Origin of the sequence: Paraburkholderia dipogonis, from assembly GCF_042680985.1 — a bacterium.
In the GTDB taxonomy this organism is placed as follows: Bacteria; Pseudomonadota; Gammaproteobacteria; order Burkholderiales; family Burkholderiaceae; genus Paraburkholderia; species Paraburkholderia phytofirmans.
Genome location: NZ_JBHUFR010000008.1, coordinates 236299 through 255774, shown reverse-complemented (window position 1 = coordinate 255774; position 19476 = coordinate 236299). Strand labels below are relative to the sequence as shown.

At 64.4% G+C, this 19476-nt stretch carries 13 protein-coding genes; 5 read left to right on the top strand and 8 right to left on the bottom strand.

All coding sequences use genetic code 11. The features are described from left to right. Window positions 1-73: 73 nt before the first annotated feature. From pgi to ACFSNN_RS11110, 3 genes are all read right to left on the bottom strand, one after another. Window positions 74-1696: a glucose-6-phosphate isomerase gene (gene pgi, locus ACFSNN_RS11120; RefSeq protein WP_134456140.1), complete on the bottom strand. Its 1623-nt coding sequence runs from the start codon at window positions 1694-1696 to the stop codon at window positions 74-76. Window positions 1697-1930: 234 nt separating this feature from the next. Further along, entirely contained in the window at window positions 1931-3520 is a 1590-nt protein-coding gene (locus tag ACFSNN_RS11115; protein ID WP_134456139.1) for an NAD(P)H-hydrate dehydratase, read from the bottom strand. Window positions 3521-3639: 119 nt separating this feature from the next. After that, window positions 3640-4938, bottom strand: coding sequence for an FAD-dependent oxidoreductase (locus ACFSNN_RS11110; RefSeq protein WP_134456138.1), 1299 nt, complete (start codon window positions 4936-4938; stop codon window positions 3640-3642). Window positions 4939-5364: 426 nt separating this feature from the next. Between ACFSNN_RS11110 and purL the strand changes: the two genes are divergently transcribed. The 3 genes from purL (at window position 5365) to ACFSNN_RS11095 (ending at window position 11351) form a co-directional block, all read left to right on the top strand. Next, the gene (gene purL, locus ACFSNN_RS11105; protein ID WP_134456137.1) at window positions 5365-9450 is read left to right on the top strand and encodes a phosphoribosylformylglycinamidine synthase; all 4086 of its coding nucleotides are present in this window, start codon (window positions 5365-5367) and stop codon (window positions 9448-9450) included. Between the two features lie 334 nt (window positions 9451-9784). Beyond that, window positions 9785-10069: a helix-turn-helix domain-containing protein gene (locus ACFSNN_RS11100; protein ID WP_134456136.1), complete on the top strand. Its 285-nt coding sequence runs from the start codon at window positions 9785-9787 to the stop codon at window positions 10067-10069. Next, on the top strand, window positions 10059-11351 hold the full coding sequence (locus tag ACFSNN_RS11095; protein WP_134456135.1) for a HipA domain-containing protein: 1293 nt from the start codon (window positions 10059-10061) through the stop codon (window positions 11349-11351). The genes ACFSNN_RS11100 and ACFSNN_RS11095 overlap by 11 nt, the downstream gene beginning before the upstream one ends. Window positions 11352-11426: 75 nt before the next feature. Here the strand turns inward: ACFSNN_RS11095 and ACFSNN_RS11090 are convergent, their stop codons facing one another. The 5 genes from ACFSNN_RS11090 to ACFSNN_RS11070 form a co-directional block, all read right to left on the bottom strand. Beyond that, on the bottom strand, window positions 11427-12206 hold the full coding sequence (locus tag ACFSNN_RS11090; RefSeq protein ID WP_012432928.1) for a peptidylprolyl isomerase: 780 nt from the start codon (window positions 12204-12206) through the stop codon (window positions 11427-11429). Window positions 12207-12217: 11 nt separating this feature from the next. Next, entirely contained in the window at window positions 12218-12538 is a 321-nt protein-coding gene (locus ACFSNN_RS11085) for a BolA family protein (RefSeq protein WP_106307434.1), read from the bottom strand. A gap of 1 nt (window position 12539) precedes the next feature. Next, a complete protein-coding gene (locus ACFSNN_RS11080) occupies window positions 12540-13070 on the bottom strand; it encodes a septation protein A (RefSeq protein WP_134456134.1) in 531 nt (176 codons plus the stop codon). Window positions 13071-13235: 165 nt separating this feature from the next. Next, window positions 13236-13658 carry a peptide-methionine (R)-S-oxide reductase MsrB gene (gene msrB, locus ACFSNN_RS11075; RefSeq protein WP_134456133.1) on the bottom strand — a complete coding sequence of 141 codons (423 nt, stop codon included), beginning with the start codon at window positions 13656-13658 and terminating at the stop codon, window positions 13236-13238. 118 nt (window positions 13659-13776) lie between these two features. After that, entirely contained in the window at window positions 13777-15333 is a 1557-nt protein-coding gene (locus ACFSNN_RS11070; RefSeq protein WP_134456132.1) for a protein adenylyltransferase SelO, read from the bottom strand. A gap of 189 nt (window positions 15334-15522) precedes the next feature. Here ACFSNN_RS11070 and ACFSNN_RS11065 point away from each other — a divergent pair, with 189 nt between their 5' ends. Next, the gene (locus ACFSNN_RS11065; RefSeq protein WP_134456131.1) at window positions 15523-17208 is read left to right on the top strand and encodes a 3-(methylthio)propionyl-CoA ligase; all 1686 of its coding nucleotides are present in this window, start codon (window positions 15523-15525) and stop codon (window positions 17206-17208) included. Between the two features lie 160 nt (window positions 17209-17368). Continuing rightward, entirely contained in the window at window positions 17369-19453 is a 2085-nt protein-coding gene (locus ACFSNN_RS11060; RefSeq protein WP_134456130.1) for a 3-hydroxyacyl-CoA dehydrogenase NAD-binding domain-containing protein, read from the top strand. Window positions 19454-19476: the final 23 nt, after the last annotated feature.

The following is a 19476-nucleotide window of genomic DNA, read 5'->3' as shown; positions in this document are numbered from 1 at the left end:
CCTAACGGCTCATCCCGTACCGGGCGACCGTACCATTCATTTCAAGCGGCGCGGACCACCGCGCCGCACGCCATCACTTCTTCAACGCGGCACGCGCCCGCGCGATCAAGGCCGACGTGGAAGAATCATGCTTCTTCACATCGGCACTCGGCGCCGTCAGATCGGCTTCGACCACCTTGCCGAGAATCTTGCCCAACTCCACGCCCCACTGATCGAAGGAGTTGATGTCCCACACCGTCCCCTGCACCAGCACCTTGTGCTCGTACAACGCGATCAATGCGCCGAGCGAACGTGCGGTGAGCGCGTCGACCAGCAGCGTAGTGGTCGGACGGTTGCCCGGAAATACGAGGTGCGGCGCCAGTTCCGGCTTGTCTGCGCCGGCCACTTTCTTCGCCTCTTCGAGCGTGCGGCCGACCATCAGCGCTTCGCTTTGCGCAAAGCAATTGGCGAGCAGCTTCGGATGATGGCTGACGAGCGGATGCTCCGGCGTCAACACGGCGATGAAGTCGATCGGCACGATCGTCGGACCCTGGTGCAGCATCTGGAAGAAAGCGTGCTGACCGTTCGTGCCGGGCTCGCCCCATGTCACCGCGGCGGTCGGGTAGTCGACCATCGCGCCGTCCAGGCGCGCCGACTTGCCGTTGCTCTCCATTTCGAGCTGTTGCAGATACGAGGGCAGGAAATGCAGCGCTTGCGAATACGGCGCGACCAGGTAGCTTTGCGAGCCGAAGAAGTTGCGATACCAGATGCCGATCATGCCGAGCAACACCGGCAGATTTTTTTCCAGCGGCGCGTTGCGGAAATGCTGGTCCATCTCGTTGGCGCCGGCGAGCAGTTCGTCGAACTGCTTCGGTCCGATCGCGATCATGATGGATAGCCCAACCGCCGACCACAGCGAATAGCGCCCACCGACCCAGTCCCACATCTCGAAGACATTCTCTTTCGCGATGCCGAATTTGACCACTTCCGCGGGATTGGCCGACACGCCGACGAAGTGCTTCGCCAGCGCGCTTTCCGGGCAGCCTTTCTCGATGAACCAGTCGCGCAGCGAGCGCGCGTTGGTCATGGTTTCGAGCGTGGTGAAAGTCTTGGAGACGATGATCGCGAGCGTCTCTTCGGGATCGATCTGTTGCATCACGTTGTACAGATCGGCGCCGTCTACGTTCGACACGAAGTGCGTGGTGATCTCCGGCGTGGCCAGATGATGCAGCGCATGCACCACCATCTTCGGCCCAAGGTCCGAGCCGCCGATGCCGATGTTCACGACATAGCGGATCCGCTTGCCGGTATAGCCTTTCCATTCGCCGCTGCGCAGCTGGTCGGCGAACGCCGCCATCTTCTTGCGCTCGGCCTGCACTTGCGCGTAGAACGGCGCTTTCGGATCGGTGGCGCGCAGTGCCGTGTGCAGCACGGCGCGGCCTTCGGTCGGGTTGACGATGTCGCCCGCGAACATGGCGTCGCGGCGTTTCTCGACGCCGGCTTCGCGCGCGACTTGCACGAGCAGTTTCAGTGTTTCGTCGGTGATGCGGTTTTTCGAGAAGTCGGCCGCGAGACCGCCGCCCGCGAACGCAAAGCGTTCGGCGCGGGTAGGGGCGGGGTCGTTCTCGGGGGCGAACCAGTCGCGCATGTGCGCATCGCGAATCTTGTCGTAATGCGTTTGCAGCGAGGACCAGGAGGGGAGCGAGTTCTGGGTCATAGCGTCCGTCTAACCAAGTGGCACGAAGAAAGGCGCGCGCGTGAAGCGCTGCCGAGGATGATGCAACGATGCTGTTAGAGCGATGCCGCGCGGCCCGGTTCGCCATGGGTGGCGGTGAAAATTCGCCGTCACCCGTAGTGGCTCCGACGCGCGGCGCAGTCAGTCAGTATAACGGCGTTGCGTGAGAGACGGCAGCGGTTTGGGCGGTCCACCCATAGCTTGGGACGGACAGCTTCAGCACTCCGCTGCCGGATAGAACAAGCGGTTGAGCAAGGTCCGCACCATTGGCGCCAGTTCGCCCGCCGTCAGGCCGGCCGGACCGTGGCCTTGCGCGCTCAGCGTGTCGGCGGCGAGGCCGTGCAGATAGACGCCCGCGAGCGCCGCTTCATAGCGCGGCAGATGTTGCGCGAGCAGGGCGCCGATGATGCCGCCGAGCACGTCGCCCGTGCCGCCCGTGGCGAGCGCGGCGTTGCCGGTCGGATTGATCGCGAGGCGCCCGTCCGGAGCCGCGATGACGGTGCCCGTGCCTTTGAGTACCACCACGGCTGCATAGCGCGCGGCGAGCGAGCGCGCCGCGCTGAGGCGGTCGCGCTGCACGCCCGGCGCGTCGGTGCCGAGCAGGCGCGCGGCTTCGAGCGGATGCGGCGTGAGGACGCACGGATCGCCTTGTACGCCGCGCGCGGTGACTTCGGCGGCGAGCGCGGCGTCTTTCGAGATCAGGTTCAGCGCGTCCGCGTCGAACAGCTTGGGCACGTCGAGTTGCAGCACGTCGTGCATCACGCGCGTGGCGCGTTCGCGATGCCCCATGCCGCAGCCGACGGCGAGCGCGTCCATCTGGTCGAGCGGCAGATCGTCGATGGCATGCAGCATGAGTTCGGGATGCGGCGGATCGTAGGGCGGGGCGCCTTCGCCCAGCAACGCGACGTGCACTTTGCCGGCGCCGGTGTAGAGCGCCGCGCGCGAGGCGAGGATCGGCGCGCCGCACATGCCGGTGTCGCCGCCGACCACGGCGAGGCTACCGAAGCTGCCCTTGTTGGTTGCGAAATCGCGTGGCGGCAGAAAGGCGCCGAAGAGTTCGGGCGCGTTCAGTTGCACGGCCGCGCGGCCGCTCGTGTCGACGCCGATCGGCGCGACCGTGACGGCGCCGGCGAGATCACGCCCTTGCGCGGTGAAGAGCCCGGGTTTGGCGCCGATGAAGGTGACCGTATGGGTGGCATGGACGACGGCGCCATCCCCATTGCCCACCACTGTGCCGGTGTCGCTGTCGAGGCCGCTCGGCACGTCGAGCGCCAGCACGCCGCCTTTGCGCGGCCGCGCTTTGGCGCGCTGCGAAAGCTGCCGGGCGACGGCCGCGAACACGCCTTCGAGCGGCCGCGTCAGGCCGATGCCGAACATGCCGTCCACCAGCCACCTGTAGCCGTCCAGCGACGCGGGCGGCGCACCGGTGATCGCGACGCCGGCCGCGCGGGCCGTCTCGAGCGCCCAGCGCGCATCTTCCGGTTTCACCTCGACCGGCATGCACAGTTCGACGGCAATGCCGGCCTGGTGCAGTTCCGTCGCGAGAATCAGCGCGTCGCCGCCGTTGTTGCCCGGCCCGGCGATCAGCCACACCTTCTGTCTGGATTTCTCGAACGAGGTATCGCGGGTGATCTGCTCGCGCAGCAAGCTCGCGGCGGATTTCCCGGCGCGCGACATCAGCGTGTGTTGCGGCAAGGCGGCCCGCGCCTGGGATTCGGCGATCCGCAGGTCGGTGAGCGTCAGCAGCGGCAGCGCCCGGTTGTGCGGGCTGATGAGTGTCGGCGGCGTGTGGTCGGCTTCTGTCATGGCGAGGCTTGGCGGTTCGCCCGGCGGCAGGCGAAAAAGCTTGGGGAATCGCTATGGTAGTGCCGATGAGCGCCCGGCGGGCGCCTCTTGCGGCCCGCTCGTACGCGGGCCGGCGAGATTTACTTGAACCGGTCCGCGCGCAGCGCGGCCAGTGTGTCCACGGGGACGTCTGGCGTGCCGCCCGAAATCAGGTCGGCCACCAGTTTGCCCGACCCGCAGGCGAGACCCCAGCCGGCCGGGCCGTGGCCCAAGTTGACGAAAAGACGCGGATGCAGTGCGTTGCCGATCACCGGCAAGCCGTCCGGCGACAGCAATTTGACGCCTTCCCACGGCAACGCCACCGAGATTCGCGCGGCGCCCGGAATCCAGTCGTGCGTGGCCTGGCCGAGCAGCGCGAGGGCTTCTTTCGTCACCGCTTCGCCCAACGGCTTGTCGATCTGGCCGGCGCTTTGCAGCACCGCGCCGCCCGCAATCCGCAAGCGATGGTTCATCCGGCTGATCGCGATCCGCTTCACCGCGTCCACGATGGCGACGTGCGGCGCGCATTCCTCATGCGCGATCGGCGCGACCAGTGTGTGCAAGCGCAGCGGGTGCAGCGGCAAGCGCAGGCCGAGCCGCTCGAGCAGCGGCAGGCTGCCATGTCCGGCGGCCACGACCACCGCGTCGGCGTGGATCACGTCGACTTCGCGCGAACGGGAGCTCGCGCCCGGCTGCGGCGCCAGTTCCACCGAGGCGCGCTGGCCGTCCAGACGGATCGACGAGACTTCGCAGCCCAGCATGAATTGCACGCCGCCCTGCGTATCCAGCGTCTGCTTGATCAGCTTGGTGAAGAGCGGCGCATTGGCCGTGCGCTCCTGGTCGAACAGCACGCCGCCCGCGAATTCCGGCTCGGTACGCACGGAGTGCTCGAACGCGGCGCATTGTTCGGGTGTCAGTTCGTGATGCGGCACTTCGAAGAGCTGCAGCAGGCCGCGCGCGGGCCGCAGTTGCTCCCATTCCTGTTCGGAGCGCACCAGATAGAGCAGGCCGCTGGTCTGTTCGAACTCGAGGCCGAAGCGCGCCTCCATGTCCGCCATGGTGTCGCGCGACAGCTCGATCAGCGGTCGCAGCAGGCCGTATTGATGACCGAACGCGTTGGGTTCCTGCAACTCGGCGAGTTGCTTGACGAACTGGCGCGCCGATCCGTTGAAGCCGGCCTTGTTGACGACGCCGTTTCTGGCGTTTTGACGGCTGGCCATGAAAGTCGGGCCGAACCAGACGTCGAGCGGGGTCGGCAGGACGGTGCCGCCGTGTCCATAGGTTGCGCCTTGCGCGACCGTTGCGTGGCGCTCGACGACGCATACCCGATGGCCGGCCGCGCGCAGTTGATAAGCGGTGGCGACGCCCGCGATCCCGCCGCCGATGACGATGACATCCATGTTCTGATTCGATTGGCCGACGGGACGCCGAAGCGGCGCTGGCCCGTTGAGCGTGACATGCGGCGCGCTGCCGGCCTCTCAGGCCGCTCGCGCCGATCTGGTGAAAGGGCGAATGATAGCAGTCAAACCGGCCGCGCGGCCACGCGGGCGCAACGCCGCAGCGCCGCCGCCGTGCGTGCCGCGGGCGAACCGGAGTCTGGCCGGAACGCGTCCGGAACTTGCGCGAAACTCACGTGGAGCCCGCACGGAACCCACCCGAAACTATCTCGAAACCCGCCCGAAGCCGTACCGCCAGGCCCGCTGGAAGCCTCTTCCCGGGGTATAATCCCGGACTTCCTTTGCGCCTCACGTCGCCTTCACGCGCGACTCATCGGCGCGACTCACGGCATCACTCATCGGCATCATTAGCGACGCAACGTCAAGTCCATGGCCCACTTCTCGTGTTTTCCCGGCGCTTCGGCCCTTTCCGATTTCCGTCAAACCCGCCTGCTCGAAACGCTCACGCGCATCGATCCGAACATCGCCGGCGTGCGGGGGCAATATCTGCACTTCGTCAATGCCCAGACGCCGCTCTCGGCTGAAGACAACGCGAAGATCGAAGCGCTGATGCATTACGGCGATCCGCTCGAAGAAACCAGAGAGCGCGGCACGGCCGAGACTTTTCTCGTGGTGCCGCGTTTCGGCACGGTGTCGCCGTGGGCCAGCAAGGCAACGGATATCGCGCATCTGTGCGGCCTCACGCAGGTGCGCCGCATCGAGCGCGGCGTCGAGTACACGGTCACGCTGAAAAGCGGCCTGCTGGGCGGCAAGAAGGCGCTCTCCGACGAAGCCCGCGCGGCTGTCGCGGCGGCCTTGCATGACCGCATGACCGAAAGCGTGTCGAGCTCGCGCGACCACGCGCTGCATCTGTTCGACGAACTGCCGGCCAAGCCGCTGCAAACCGTCGACGTATTGGGCAACGGCCGCGGCGCGCTGGAAACAGCGAACACGGAACTGGGCCTCGCGCTCGCCGACGACGAAATCGACTACCTCGTCGACGCCTTCACGAAGCTCGGCCGCAACCCGACCGACGTCGAACTGATGATGTTCGCGCAGGCCAACAGCGAACACTGCCGCCACAAGATTTTCAACGCGGACTGGACCATCGACGGCGAGAAGCAGGACATCTCGCTTTTCAACATGATCCGCAATACCGAGAAGCTGAATCCGCAAGGCACGATCGTCGCGTATTCGGACAACTCGGCGATCATGGCGGGCGGCATGGCCGAGCGCTGGTTCCCGCGCACGCCGGCGGACCTTGGTGCGAGCGAGCTGCCGGAGCACTACCGCCGCAGCAACGAACTCACGCATACCTTGATGAAGGTGGAAACGCACAATCACCCGACCGCGATCTCGCCGTTCCCGGGCGCCGCGACCGGCGCGGGCGGCGAAATCCGCGACGAAGGCGCAACCGGCCGCGGCGCGCGTCCCAAGGCGGGTCTGGCGGGCTTCACGGTGTCGAACCTGGAACTGCCGGACGGCGTCGAGGCATGGGAAAACGCGCGCGACGCAGCGCAGCCGCTCGCGCACCGCAATCCCGACGACAAGCACGAAGCGTACGGCCGCCCCGACCGCATCGCCTCACCGCTGCAGATCATGATCGACGGCCCGCTCGGCGGCGCCGCGTTCAACAACGAATTCGGCCGGCCCAATCTGGGCGGCTATTTCCGCGCCTACGAACAGAACGTCGCGGGTCTGGTGCGCGGCTATCACAAGCCGATCATGATCGCAGGCGGGATCGGCAATATCTCGGACCAGCACACGCATAAGCACGATCTGCCGGAAGGGTCGCTCTTGATCCAGATCGGCGGGCCGGGCATGCGCATCGGCATGGGCGGCGGCGCCGCGAGCTCCATGGCGACGGGCACCAACACCGCTGAACTCGACTTCGATTCGGTTCAGCGCGGCAATCCGGAAATCGAACGCCGTGCGCAGGAAGTCATCAACGCGTGCTGGCAGCTTGGCGAGAAGAACCCGATTCTGAGCATTCACGACGTGGGCGCGGGTGGTCTCTCGAACGCTTTCCCTGAAGTGGTCGACGGCGCCGGCAAGGGCGCGCGCTTCGATCTGCGCAAAATCCAGCTGGAAGAGAGCGGTTTGTCGCCGCGCGAGATCTGGTCGAACGAAGCGCAAGAACGCTACGTGCTGGCCATCGCGCCGGCCGATCTGCCGGCTTTCGCCGCCATGTGCGAGCGCGAGCGCTGTCCGTTCGCGGTGATCGGCACGGCTACCGCCGAGCGTCAGCTCAAGCTGATCGATTCCGAACTGAACGAAGACACCGCGCACCAGCCAGTCGACATGCCGATGGAAGTGCTGCTCGGCAAGGCGCCGCGCATGCATCGCGACGTCAAGCGCGTCGAGCGGAAGCTCGAACCGGTGGATGTGACCGGCCTCGCGCTGTCGGATGTCGCGACTAGCGTGCTGCGTCATCCCACGGTGGCGAGCAAGTCGTTCCTGATCACGATCGGCGACCGTTCGGTGGGCGGCACGACTGCGCGCGATCAGATGGTCGGCCCGTGGCAAGTGCCGGTGGCCGACGTCGCGATCACCACCATGGACTACGCGGGCTTCACCGGCGAAGCCATGACGATGGCCGAGCGCACGCCTTTGGCTGTCATCGACGCGCCGGCTTCGGGCCGCATGGCGGTCGGCGAGGCCGTGACCAACATCGCGGCGGCGCCGATCGCGTCGCTCGACAAGCTCAAGCTGTCGGCAAACTGGATGGCCGCGTGCGGCGCGGCGGGCGAAGACGCCGCGCTCTACGACACGGTCAAGGCGATCGGCATGGAGTTGTGCCCGGCGCTCGGCATCAGCATTCCGGTCGGCAAGGATTCGCTGTCGATGCGCACCAAGTGGGAAGACCGCGGCGTCGCGAAGGAAGTGGTCGCACCGGTTTCGTTGATCATCTCGGCGTTCGCGCCGGTTCAGGACGTGCGCCGCCACCTCACGCCGCAACTGCGCCGCACGAGCGACGTGGGCGAGTCCGTGCTGATCGCGATCGACCTCGGCCGCGGCAAGCATCGTTTGGGCGGCAGTATCCTTGCGCAGGTTACGCAGCAGGTCGGCGACACGGTGCCGGATGTGGACGATCCGGAAGATCTGAAGCGTTTCTTCGCCGCGATCCAGGCGCTGAACCAGGACGGCAAGTTGCTCGCCTACCACGACCGCTCGGACGGCGGCCTGTGGGCGACGGTGTGCGAAATGGCGTTCGCGGGCCACGTGGGCGTGTCGCTGAACGTCGACATGCTGGTGCTCGATCCGAACCACGAATCCGATTATGGCGACGCCAAAGACTGGGCCAAGCAGACCAGCGGGCGCCGCGAAGACCGCACCATCCGCGCGCTCTTCAATGAAGAACTTGGCGCGGTGGTCCAGGTGCGCGCGTCCGAGCGCGACGCGGTGCTCGCGGCGTTGCGCGAACATGGGCTGTCGGCGTGCTCGCATGTGATCGGCAAGATCAACGAGCGCGACACGATCGAAATCTATCGCGACGCCAAGAAGATTTACGACGCGCCGCGCACCGAACTGCATCGCACGTGGAGCGAAGTGAGCTGGCGTATCGCGCGTCTGCGCGACAACCCCGCTTGCGCCGATGCCGAATACGACGCGCTTTCCGATGCGGCCGATCCCGGCATTTCACCGATCCTGACGTTCGATCCGGCAGAAGACATCGCCGCGCCATTCATCGGCAAGAGCGCGCGTCCGCGCGTGGCGATCCTGCGTGAGCAGGGCGTCAATTCGCACCTCGAAACCGCGTATGCATTCGACCGCGCCGGCTTCGACGCGCACGACGTGCACATGAGCGATCTGCTGGCCGGCCGCGCCAATCTGGCGGACTTCGCCGGCGCCGTGGCGTGCGGCGGCTTCTCGTACGGGGACACGCTGGGTGCCGGTGAAGGCTGGGCGAAGGCGATCCGCTTCAACGCGCAACTGGCCGACATGTTCGCCGCGTTCTTCGGCCGTGAAGATACGTTTGCGCTCGGCATCTGCAACGGCTGCCAGATGATGAGCAGCCTCGCTTCGATGATTCCGGGCGCCGAAGCGTGGCCGAAGTTCACGCGCAACAAGTCGGAGAAGTTCGAAGCGCGCTTCTCGCTGGTCGAAGTGCAGGCTTCGCCGTCGCTCTTCTTCAGCGGCATGGAAGGCTCTCGCATTCCGGTGGCGATCGCGCACGGCGAAGGCTACGCGGACTTCTCGCAGCAAGGCGATGCGTCGAAGGTCGCGGTGGCGATGCGCTATGTCGATCACCGCGGTCAGGCAACCGAGCAGTATCCGTTCAACCCGAACGGCTCGCCGAACGGCATCACGTCGGTGACGACGCCGGACGGCCGCTTCACGGTCCTGATGCCGCATACCGAGCGCGTGCATCGCGCGGTGCAGATGAGCTGGCATCCGGAAGGCTGGGGCGAAGGGGCGACGGACGCAAGCCCGTGGCTGCGCGTGTTCCAGAACGCGCGCCGCTGGTTGGGGTGATGAGGTGAGACTGGCTGGCGCGTAGTGTGCTGCGCGCCAGCTTGCCGGTGCCGCGACCGCGCGCTTGTGCGGGGTCGAAGGCCGGCGGATGGCGGGCGCACCGGTCCGCCTGCGCGGCAACTCCCAGACTGAACTTATCTCCTTCGTATCCGTTCGGGTACGTCAACGCTCATATTCCCCGATTTGTCTATCTTTCGTATCCGATCAGGTACGAAACCTTCACTATTGACGTTTGGCATGCCGATTCGTACCCGCTCGGGTACGAAATCAGCTAAAACCGCGCTCCCCATGGCATAATGTTCCCGAGCGGGTACGAACGCACACGGGGCGAGTGATGGAGTCCAAAGTTTTCATCAGCAACATGACGGAGTTAGGCGATCTCGTGCGGGCGTCCAGGCTTGCGCAGAGGTTGACGCGCGACGACCTCGCCGCCGCCACCGGTCTGTCTCCCAAGTTCATCACGCACATCGAGGCAGGTAAGCCAACGGCGCAGATCGGCAAGGTGCTGCATCTGCTCAGCGAACTGGGCATCACGCTGCGCGCCGAGGTTTCCGTAGACATTCCGGCAGACGTCTCCACCAAAGCATCTCATCGCCGCCGGAGTACCCATGGCCGCTAGAACGTTAGCCGCCTATGCGAATGGCCGCCGCGTGGGCGTCGTGAGCGACGACAGCGGTGTCTGGTCATTTGCCTACGCCGAGGACTGGCTGGCTCGGGAGGACGCGTTTGCGCTTTCACCCGCTTTCCCACTGCTAGCCGAGCCTTTCGTCGACGGCTCCAGCCAGCGGCCGGTGCAATGGTTCTTCGACAACCTGCTGCCTGAAGAGGAAATGCGCAGTGCGCTCGCTCGTGAGGCCAAGGTCGATGCGAGCGACGCGTGGGGTCTGCTCGCCTATTACGGCCGCGAATCGGCTGGCGCCTTGACGCTGCTCGCAGACGGCGAACAGGAGGCGCCTGGCGGACTGCTGTCTTTGTCGCGGGCGAATCTGGAGGCGCGCATTCAGGCGATGCCGCAACACGCGCTCACCGCCACGGCGCCCAAACGTATGTCCGCGGCGGGCGCCCAACAGAAGCTGTTGCTGACTTTGCGAGGCAACGCGCCGGACTACGAACTGCTGGAGCCCGTGGGCAGTGAACCATCCATGCATCTTCTCAAGCCCGACATGCGCAGCACAGGCTATCCGCATTCGGCGATCAACGAGTTTTTCTGCATGCAGCTCGCGCGTGCAATGGGTGTGCGCGTACCGCCCACGCATTTTTTGCGGGTGCCTTCGGCCTGTTACGTGATCGATCGCTTCGACCGTGACACGAGCAGTGAGCCGGCTCGGCGGCTGCATACTGTCGACGCCATGCAATTGCTGAATTACGACCGCAGCTTCAAATATCAGAACGCGACCGCGCAGGTGCTCAGGGATGCGATCGAGAAAACGAGCACGCGGGCCGTGGCGCGTCTCGATGTATTCCGCTGGGCGATCTTCAATGTGCTCATCGGCAATGCCGACTCGCACCTGAAAAATCTCTCGTTCTTCGTCACCGCTCGCGGTTACAGGCTGGCGCCGTTCTACGATCTGGTGAGCACGGTCGTCTACCACACGCCGACCTATCAACCGCAGCAGCGGGACCGTTGGCCGCACTGCGACCTGACCATGCCTGTGGGAGACGCCACTCAATTCGCGCAGATCAACAGAAAGAACATGCTCGCCTTCGGCGAAGCGCTTCGTCTTTCGCCGAAGGGTTCGGAAAGATTGCTGAATGAGATGCTGGCCACGCTCGACGCCCGCGTGGCGGACACCCGGCGCAGCGTCGGCGAAATCGCGCAGCCGAATGCCGGCGAAGTTCGCCTGCTCGATTCGATCGTTGCGATGCCGCTTGCGGAAATGAGCCGCGCCTTGCGCAAGTGATTGCGGGCAATCCCAATGAAAAAAGCGCTGTTCAGTCATTGACTGAACAGCGCCTTCAGCAGAATCGAACTCAGCTTACTGAATCTTCGCGTTCTTGCGCAAACCTTCCTCGAACGCCTGCAGCTTTTCCTGCTGGATCTGTTGCACGATCTGCGGACGCACTTGCTCCAGAGGCGGCGGCGTGATGTTGCGCACGTCGTCGACACGGATGATGTGCCAGCCGAATTGCGTATGCACCGGCGTGTCAGTCATCTGGCCTTTCTGCAGATGCGTGGCCGCGTCCGCGAATTCAGGCACGTAGGCCTTCGGGTCCGACCAGTCCAGATCGCCGCCGTTCTTGCCCGATCCCGGGTCTTTCGAGAATTGCTTGGCCAGATCCTCGAAGCTTGCGCCGGCCTTGATCTTCGCGATCAGGTCTTTGGCCTGCTGTTCGTTGTCCACGAGGATGTGGTGCAGGTGATATTCCTTGCCGCCTGCGTCCTTGATCAGCGCGTTGTAACGCGCGGTGACTTCGGCGTCGCTCGGCGTGTTGTTCTTCACGAAGTCTTCGATCAGCGCGCGCAGCACGACGGTTTGCTGTGCCACGGCGATTTGCGCCTTGATGTCCGGACGATTCGGCAGGCCGCGGCGCAGCGCTTCCTGCATCAGGATCTCGCGATTCACCAGTTCTTCGCGCACGGCGGTCTGCAGTTGCGGCGTATTTTGCTGGCCTTGATGAACCAGTTGGTCGATCAGCGCATCGGCGCGTGCTTTGGGAATCGGCGTGCCGTTCACGACGGCGATGTTCTGTGCGAATGCAGGTGCGGCTGCAAACGCAGCCAGCAATACCCAAAGACGGGTTTTCTTCAAGGTCATCGAAAATTTTCCTAGCGGGGCAACAAAGCGAATTCTTCGGGCGTATACGCCGTGATGGCAAGGGCGTGAATGCCGCGCTGCATGGCATCGGCCAGCGCATCATACACCATGCGATGCCGCGCCACGCGGGCCTTGCCGGCGAATGCGGCAGCTACGATCGTGACACTGAAATGACCGCCGGCGGAGGCGCCGGCGTGACCGGCGTGCTGCGCGCTGTCGTCGGTGATCTGGATCGAAGCGACCGGCGCCAGCGCGGCGGCGAGGCGCGCCTCGATCAGCGCGGCGCGCTCGGCGGTGGTGGCGTGCATGAATACATCTGCGTCGCTCGTCATGTCATTCTTCCTTCATATACTTCGAGAGCCACAAACTCTGTCCGACGATAAACACCACCAGACAACCGGTGGCGCCGAACAGCTTGAAATTGACCCACTGGTCGGTCGTGTAGTTGTACGCGACGAACAGATTCACCAGCCCGAGCAGCACGAAAAAGATCGCCCAGACCACACTCAGCTTGCCCCAGATCGCGTGCGGCAGCGTGATCTGCTTGCCCATCATCGCTTCGATCAGGTTCTTGTTGAAGGCCAGTTGCGAGATGATCAGCGCCACTGAAAACGCCCAGTACAGCACGGTCGGCTTCCACTTGATGAAGGTGTCGTTGTGCAGCACGAGCGTCGCGCCGCCGAACACGGTGACGACGCCGAGGCTCACCCACAGCATCGGATCGACCTTGCGGTGGCGGAAGGCCACCCACGCGATCTGCACCAGCGTGGCGACGATCGCCACTGCCGTCGCCGTGAAAATGCCCCAGATCTTGAAGGCGACGAAGAACAGGATGATCGGGAACAGATCGAACAGGAATTTCATTATCTGGTCGGGAGTCGGAGAAAGAGTCGGAGAAAAGAGTCAGGAAATGGGGGCGCGGTGCGAAGCAGGAGAAACGGTTCGCAAGCTGGATGAAGGGTGTCGCGGCCGGCGCGTGCCTGAATGGACGCAGACGCCGGCCGGCAACGCGCCGGACTCCGCGCTGCGTTACTTGGGCTCGAATTGTAACGCAGCTGAATTGATGCAGTACCGCAGGCCGGTCGGCGCGGGTCCGTCTTCGAACACGTGGCCCAGATGCGCGCCGCAGTTCTTGCATTCCACCTCGATGCGCAGCATGCCGTGCGAGCGGTCGGTTTTTTCCTTGATCACTTCGCCGTCGATCGGCTTGAAGTAGCTCGGCCAGCCGCAACCGGCGTCGAACTTGGTGTCCGATTCGAACAGCGGCGTGCCGCAACAGACGCAGTCATAGATGCCGCGATCCCAGTGGTCGTGGTAGCGGCCCGTGAACGGGCGCTCGGTGGCGGCGTGGCGCGTCACCTGATACTCGATATCGGAGAGCTGCTTGCGCCACTCGGCGTCGTCTTTCTGCACGGCGGGGGCGTTGGTCTTGAGTTCGTCGGGTTTGTTCATGGTCGGTTCCTGTCTCGGGCTTGTTTTGGGGGCGGTTAGACGGTCAGGCGGGTTCTGATCACTACGGCTCGCTGCGGCTCACTACATCACCACGCGCAAGCAGAAGCCGCTCGGCGCGTCACGACGAGCAGCTCACTTCCAGCGAACTCGCCCAGTCCGGCGGCAGCCCGGCATACGCTTCGTGCTCGGGCTGTTCGTCGAACGGACGGCGCAGGATGGCCGCCAGTCGTTCCACTTCGGAGAAATCCTTCTCTTTCGCGCGGCGGATCGCCGTTTCCGCCAGATGATTGCGAAGTACGAATTTGGGGTTCACACGGTTCATTGCAATGGCGCGCGCGGCGTCGTCGCGTGTTTCTTCGGACAGCCGCGCGCGGTAGTCGTTCACCCAGGCGTCGAAGGCGGCGCGGTCGAGAAACAGATCGCGCACAGGCGCGTCGCCGCTTGCGTCGTGCTTCGACACACGCGCCAGATTGCGGAAGGTCAGCGTGAAATCCGAACGATTGGCGTGCATCACTTCGAACAGGCGATTGACCAGACCGTCGTCGCCGTCGCGTTCAATATCGAGGCCGAGCTTGGCACGCATGCGCCGCTCCAGCGCCGGCGCAAAGCGATCCTTGAAACCGCCGAGCACACGTTGTGCGTCTTCGATCGCCTTGTCGCCGCGCACGCTTTCCTCGTGCTTTTCGCCCAGCAGCGGCAGCAGCCCTTGCGCGAGGCAGAAGAGGTTCCAGTAGGCGATCTGCGGCTGCATCTTGTACGCGTAACGGCCTTGCGAATCGGAGTGATTGCAGATGTAGCCGGCGTCGAAGCCGTCCATGAAACCGAACGGACCGTAGTCGATGGTGAGGCCGAGGATCGACATGTTGTCGGTGTTCATCACGCCGTGGCAGAAGCCAACCGCCTGCCAGTCGACCATCAGATCAGCGGTCGAGATGACCGCTTCATTGAGCAGCGCGAGATACGGATCGTCGGCTTCGCGGCAATGCGGATAGAAACGCTCGATCACATGATCGGCGAGCGCGCGCAGCGCGTCGGTGCGATCGTTCGAATAGAAGTGCTCGAAGTGGCCGAAGCGCACGAAGCTCGGCGCCACGCGCGTGACCACGGCTGCCGTTTCGACGGTTTCGCGCCGCACCGGCTGATCGGAGCCGATCACGCACAGCGCCCGCGTGGTCGGAATGCCGAGGTGATGCATCGCCTCCGAACACAGGTACTCGCGGATCGACGAACGCAACACCGCGCGGCCATCGCCCATGCGCGAATAGGGCGTGCGCCCCGCGCCTTTGAGCTGCAACTCGAAGCGCTGGCCGTTATGTTCGACTTCGCCGAGACCGAGCGCGCGGCCGTCGCCGAGCTGGCCGGCCCACACGCCGAACTGGTGCCCGGAATAGACCGACGCATAAGGCAGCGCCTCGGCCGGCCACTCGCGCGTGAGGTTGCCGGAGAACAGTTCGGCAAAGCCCGGATCCTTCTCGAGGCCCGGCTCTAAACCGAGCAGCGCGGCGGTTTCGGCGGAGAACCCGACGAGGTATGGCGCATTGAGCGGCGCCGCCGGCAGACGCGTCAGAAACACGCTGCCGAGCCGTGCGAACGCGCTCTCGTGCAACGTGGTGAGCGCATCGGAAAGGGCCGACAAAGGCCCGGATAACCCTGCAATGCTTGGGGAAAACGACATGTTGAGCGCCTCTGGATTAACCGATATTGTAAGTCCGCGCCCGCGGAGCTGCAGGCCGGCCGTACGTCTGTCCCGTACCGATCCTGTCCGGATCTCGCCGGCTTTGCGCTTTTCGCCGAAGGCGCGACGAGGCGCGCCCCCCGAGCTGCAAAACCAATTGAAACGATCGAGCCGAGGAGACCACTCTTTATGACGACGCCGCTGCTTGGCCAGATGATGGACGTGCCGCTCACGGTGCCTTCGTTGCTCGCACACGCCGCGCGGCATTTCGGCAGCACCGAAATCGTGTCGCGGCGTATCGAAGGCGATCTGCATCGCTATACCTACCGTGATTGCGAAAAGCGCGCGAAGCAACTCGCGCAGGCGCTGATCGCACTCGGCGTCGAACCCGGCGAACGGGTCGCGACGCTTGCGTGGAACGGCTACCGTCATCTGGAAGCGTATTACGGCACCACCGGTTTCGGCGCCGTGTGCCATACGATCAATCCGCGCCTCTTTCCCGATCAGATCGCTTACATCATCAATCACGCCGACGACGCCTACGTGCTGTTCGACACCACGTTCGCGCCGCTCGTCGACGTCCTCGCGCCGCAATGCCCGAAAGTGCGCGGCTGGATCGCGCTAGCCGATGACGCGCATCTGCCCGCGATGCAGACACCCGCGCTGAGCTACGAAACACTCGTCACCGCGCAGGACGGCAACTACGAATGGCCGCCGCTCGACGAACGGCAAGCCTCGTACCTGTGCTACACATCCGGCACCACGGGCAATCCGAAGGGCGCGTTGTATTCGCATCGTTCGACGGTGCTGCATGCGTTCGGCGCCTCGTTGCCCGACGCCATGAGTCTCTCCGCGCGCGACTGCGTGCTGCCCGTCGTGCCGATGTTTCATGTGAACGCATGGGGCATTCCGCACGCCGCGCCGCTGACCGGCGCGAAGCTCGTGTTCCCCGGCAAGGACCTCGACGGCAAGTCGCTGTACGAATTGATGGAGAGCGAACGCGTCACGTATTCGGCTGGCGTGCCGACCGTGTGGCTTGGACTGCTCAACTATCTGCGCGAGGCGAAAGTGCGGTTTTCGTCGCTCGATCGCACGGTGATCGGCGGTTCGGCCTGTCCGCCGGCCATGCTGCGCACCTTCGAAGACGACTACGGCGTGCAGGTGATCCACGCATGGGGCATGACCGAAATGTCGCCGCTCGGCACGCTGTCCAAACTGACGTGGGAGCAAAGCCAGCGTCCGCTCGAAGAACAGCGCGCGTTGCTCGAAAAGCAGGGGCACGTGCTGTATGGCGTGGACATGAAAATCGTCGGCGAGGATGGCCGCGAACTGCCGTGGGACGGCGTGGCGTTCGGCGATCTGCATGTGCGCGGACCGTGGGTGATCGACCGCTATTTCCGCAAGGACGATTCGCCGCTCGTGGACGGCTGGTTTCCCACCGGCGACGTCGCCACCATCGACCGCGACAGTTTTCTGCATATCACCGACCGCTCGAAAGACGTGATCAAGTCCGGCGGCGAATGGATCAGTTCGATCGATGTCGAGAACGTGGCGATCGCGCATCCGGCGGTGGCCGAAGCGGCGTGCATTGCGTGCGCGCATCCGAAGTGGACCGAGCGGCCGCTGCTGGTGGTCGTCAAACGCCCCGGTTTCGAGGTCACGCGCGAGGAACTGCTCGCCTTCTACGACGGCAAGGTCGCCAGATGGTGGATTCCCGACGACGTCGCGTTTGTCGACGAATTGCCGCACACGGCGACCGGCAAGCTGCAGAAACTCAAACTGCGCGACATGTTCCGCAACCACGTGCTGCCTTCCGCGCTTGAAGACGAAAAAGACTGTCCGCTCACGCCGCTTGCCAGGGGAAACCCCGCCTGAAAATAAAAAAACGAGAATTGAACGAGCGTGCTTTTTTGTGTATTCTGCCTGCTGACCCCGGAAAGAACAGACAATCGGTCGGATCGTCGATCCGACTCGATGAACCGGATGGGCGGCATCTGTTGCCGCCCTCACGCATGGATCGCATGGAGGCAGGCAGATGGCAGTGGACTACACAACTCATGACGGCGTGGCCGTCATCACGCTGAACAATCCTCCCGTGAATGGCCTCGGCCTGTCGACGCGAGCGGGTATCGTCGAAGGGATAGAGCGCGCGCAGAGCGATCCGGCCATCAAGGCCATCGTGCTGACCGGCGCAGGCAAGGCCTTCTCGGGCGGCGCCGACATCACCGAATTCAACACGCCGAAAGCGGGCCAGGAGCCGACGCTCGCCACCGTCATCAAGACCGTGGAAGGCAGCGCGAAGCCCGTGGTCGCGGCGATTCACAGCGTCGCGATGGGCGGCGGCCTGGAGTTGGCGCTCGGCGCGCATTACCGTATTGCCGCACCCGGCGCGCAGATCGCGCTGCCGGAAGTGAAGCTCGGCATTCTGCCGGGCGCGGGTGGCACGCAGCGTCTGCCGCGCGCCATCGGTCTCGAAGCCGCGCTCAACATGATCGTCTCCGGCGCGCCCGTCATGTCGGAGAAGCTCGCCGATTCCGGCCTGTTCGACGAACTCGCACAGGGCGATCTTGCCGAAGCAGCGCTGGCGTTTGCCCGCAAGGTCGGCGCGAAGGAGGGCCCGCATCCTAAGGTGCGCGACCGCAAGATCGAGCATCCGAACGCCGCCGGCTTCATCCAGTTCGCGCGCAATACCGTCGCCACGATGGCGAAGAATTTCCCCGCGCCGCTGAAATGTATCGACGCGGTGGAAGCAGGCGTGCAGAAGGGTTTCGACAAGGGCCTCGCCTTTGAACGCGAATGCTTCATGGCGCTCGTGCAGACGCCGGAAAGCCACGCGCTGCGTCACGCGTTCTTCGGCGAACGCGCGGCGAGCAAGATTCCCGATGTGCCGTCCGACACGCCGGTGCGCGATATCGGCCAGGTGGCCGTGATCGGCGCGGGCACGATGGGCGGCGGCATCGCGATGAATTTCATCAACGCCGGCATTCCGGTCACGCTGCTGGAAACAAAACAGGAAGCGCTCGACCGCGGCCTCGCCACAATTCGCAAGAACTACGAAGCGACTGTCAAGAAGGGCAAGCTCAAGCCTGAAGCGCTCGAACAGCGCATGGCGCTCATCACGCCCACGCTTTCCTACGACGACCTGAAAAACGCCGATTTGATCGTCGAAGCGGTGTTCGAAGAACTTGGCGTGAAAGAGCAGGTGTTCAAGCGTCTGGACGAAGTGGCGAAGCAAGGCGCGATCCTCGCCTCGAACACGTCGACGCTCGACGTCGACAAGATCGCCGCGTTCACGAAGCGTCCGCAGGACGTGGTCGGCATGCACTTCTTCAGCCCGGCCAACGTGATGAAGCTGCTCGAAGTGGTGCGCGGCAAGGAGACGGCGAAAGACGTGCTCGCCACCGTGATGAAACTGGCGAAGAAAATCAAAAAGACCGCCGTGGTCTCGGGCGTGTGCGATGGCTTTATCGGCAACCGGATGATCGAACAGTACATCCGCCAGGCGCTTTTCATGCTCGAAGAAGGCGCGCTGCCCGCGCAGGTCGACAAAGCAATCGAGAAGTTTGGCTTCGCGATGGGTCCGTTCCGCATGAGCGATCTGGCCGGCAATGATATCGGCTGGGCGATCCGCAAGCGCCGTTATCTGGAACATCCCGACATGCATTACTCGAAGATCGCTGATCGTCTCTGCGAGACGGGGCGCTTCGGCCAGAAGACGGGCGGCGGCTGGTACGACTACAAGGCGGGCGACCGTACCGCGTATCCGTCGAAAGTGGTTGACGACATGATCGTCGCGTTCTCGAAGGAAACCGACACCGAGCGCCGCAAGATCAGCGACGAGGAAATCGTCGAGCGGCTCGTGTTCGCGCTCGTGAACGAAGGCGCGAAGATTCTCGAAGAGGGCATCGCGTCGAAGGCGTCGGACATCGACATGGTCTATCTGACCGGCTACGGCTTCCCGCTCTATCGAGGCGGCCCGATGCTGTACGCGGACACGGTCGGCCTCTACAACGTCGAGCGCGCGATTCGCCGCTATGCGGCGCGGCCGAACGGCAATGCGTGGCAATTGGCGCCGAGCATCGCGGAACTGGCGGCGAAGAGCCGTGGGTTCAACGGTTGAACTACAGCGCGAGTGAATTGACT

Coding starts and splice junctions, on each gene's coding strand:
- pgi (WP_134456140.1), bottom strand. CDS start 1,696: ATGACCCAGAACTCGCTCCCCTCCTGGTCCTCGCTGCAAACGCATTAC.
- ACFSNN_RS11115 (WP_134456139.1), bottom strand. CDS start 3,520: ATGACAGAAGCCGACCACACGCCGCCGACACTCATCAGCCCGCACAAC.
- ACFSNN_RS11110 (WP_134456138.1), bottom strand. CDS start 4,938: ATGGATGTCATCGTCATCGGCGGCGGGATCGCGGGCGTCGCCACCGCT.
- purL (WP_134456137.1), top strand. CDS start 5,365: ATGGCCCACTTCTCGTGTTTTCCCGGCGCTTCGGCCCTTTCCGATTTC.
- ACFSNN_RS11100 (WP_134456136.1), top strand. CDS start 9,785: ATGGAGTCCAAAGTTTTCATCAGCAACATGACGGAGTTAGGCGATCTC.
- ACFSNN_RS11095 (WP_134456135.1), top strand. CDS start 10,059: ATGGCCGCTAGAACGTTAGCCGCCTATGCGAATGGCCGCCGCGTGGGC.
- ACFSNN_RS11090 (WP_012432928.1), bottom strand. CDS start 12,206: ATGACCTTGAAGAAAACCCGTCTTTGGGTATTGCTGGCTGCGTTTGCA.
- ACFSNN_RS11085 (WP_106307434.1), bottom strand. CDS start 12,538: ATGACGAGCGACGCAGATGTATTCATGCACGCCACCACCGCCGAGCGC.
- ACFSNN_RS11080 (WP_134456134.1), bottom strand. CDS start 13,070: ATGAAATTCCTGTTCGATCTGTTCCCGATCATCCTGTTCTTCGTCGCC.
- msrB (WP_134456133.1), bottom strand. CDS start 13,658: ATGAACAAACCCGACGAACTCAAGACCAACGCCCCCGCCGTGCAGAAA.
- ACFSNN_RS11070 (WP_134456132.1), bottom strand. CDS start 15,333: ATGTCGTTTTCCCCAAGCATTGCAGGGTTATCCGGGCCTTTGTCGGCC.
- ACFSNN_RS11065 (WP_134456131.1), top strand. CDS start 15,523: ATGACGACGCCGCTGCTTGGCCAGATGATGGACGTGCCGCTCACGGTG.
- ACFSNN_RS11060 (WP_134456130.1), top strand. CDS start 17,369: ATGGCAGTGGACTACACAACTCATGACGGCGTGGCCGTCATCACGCTG.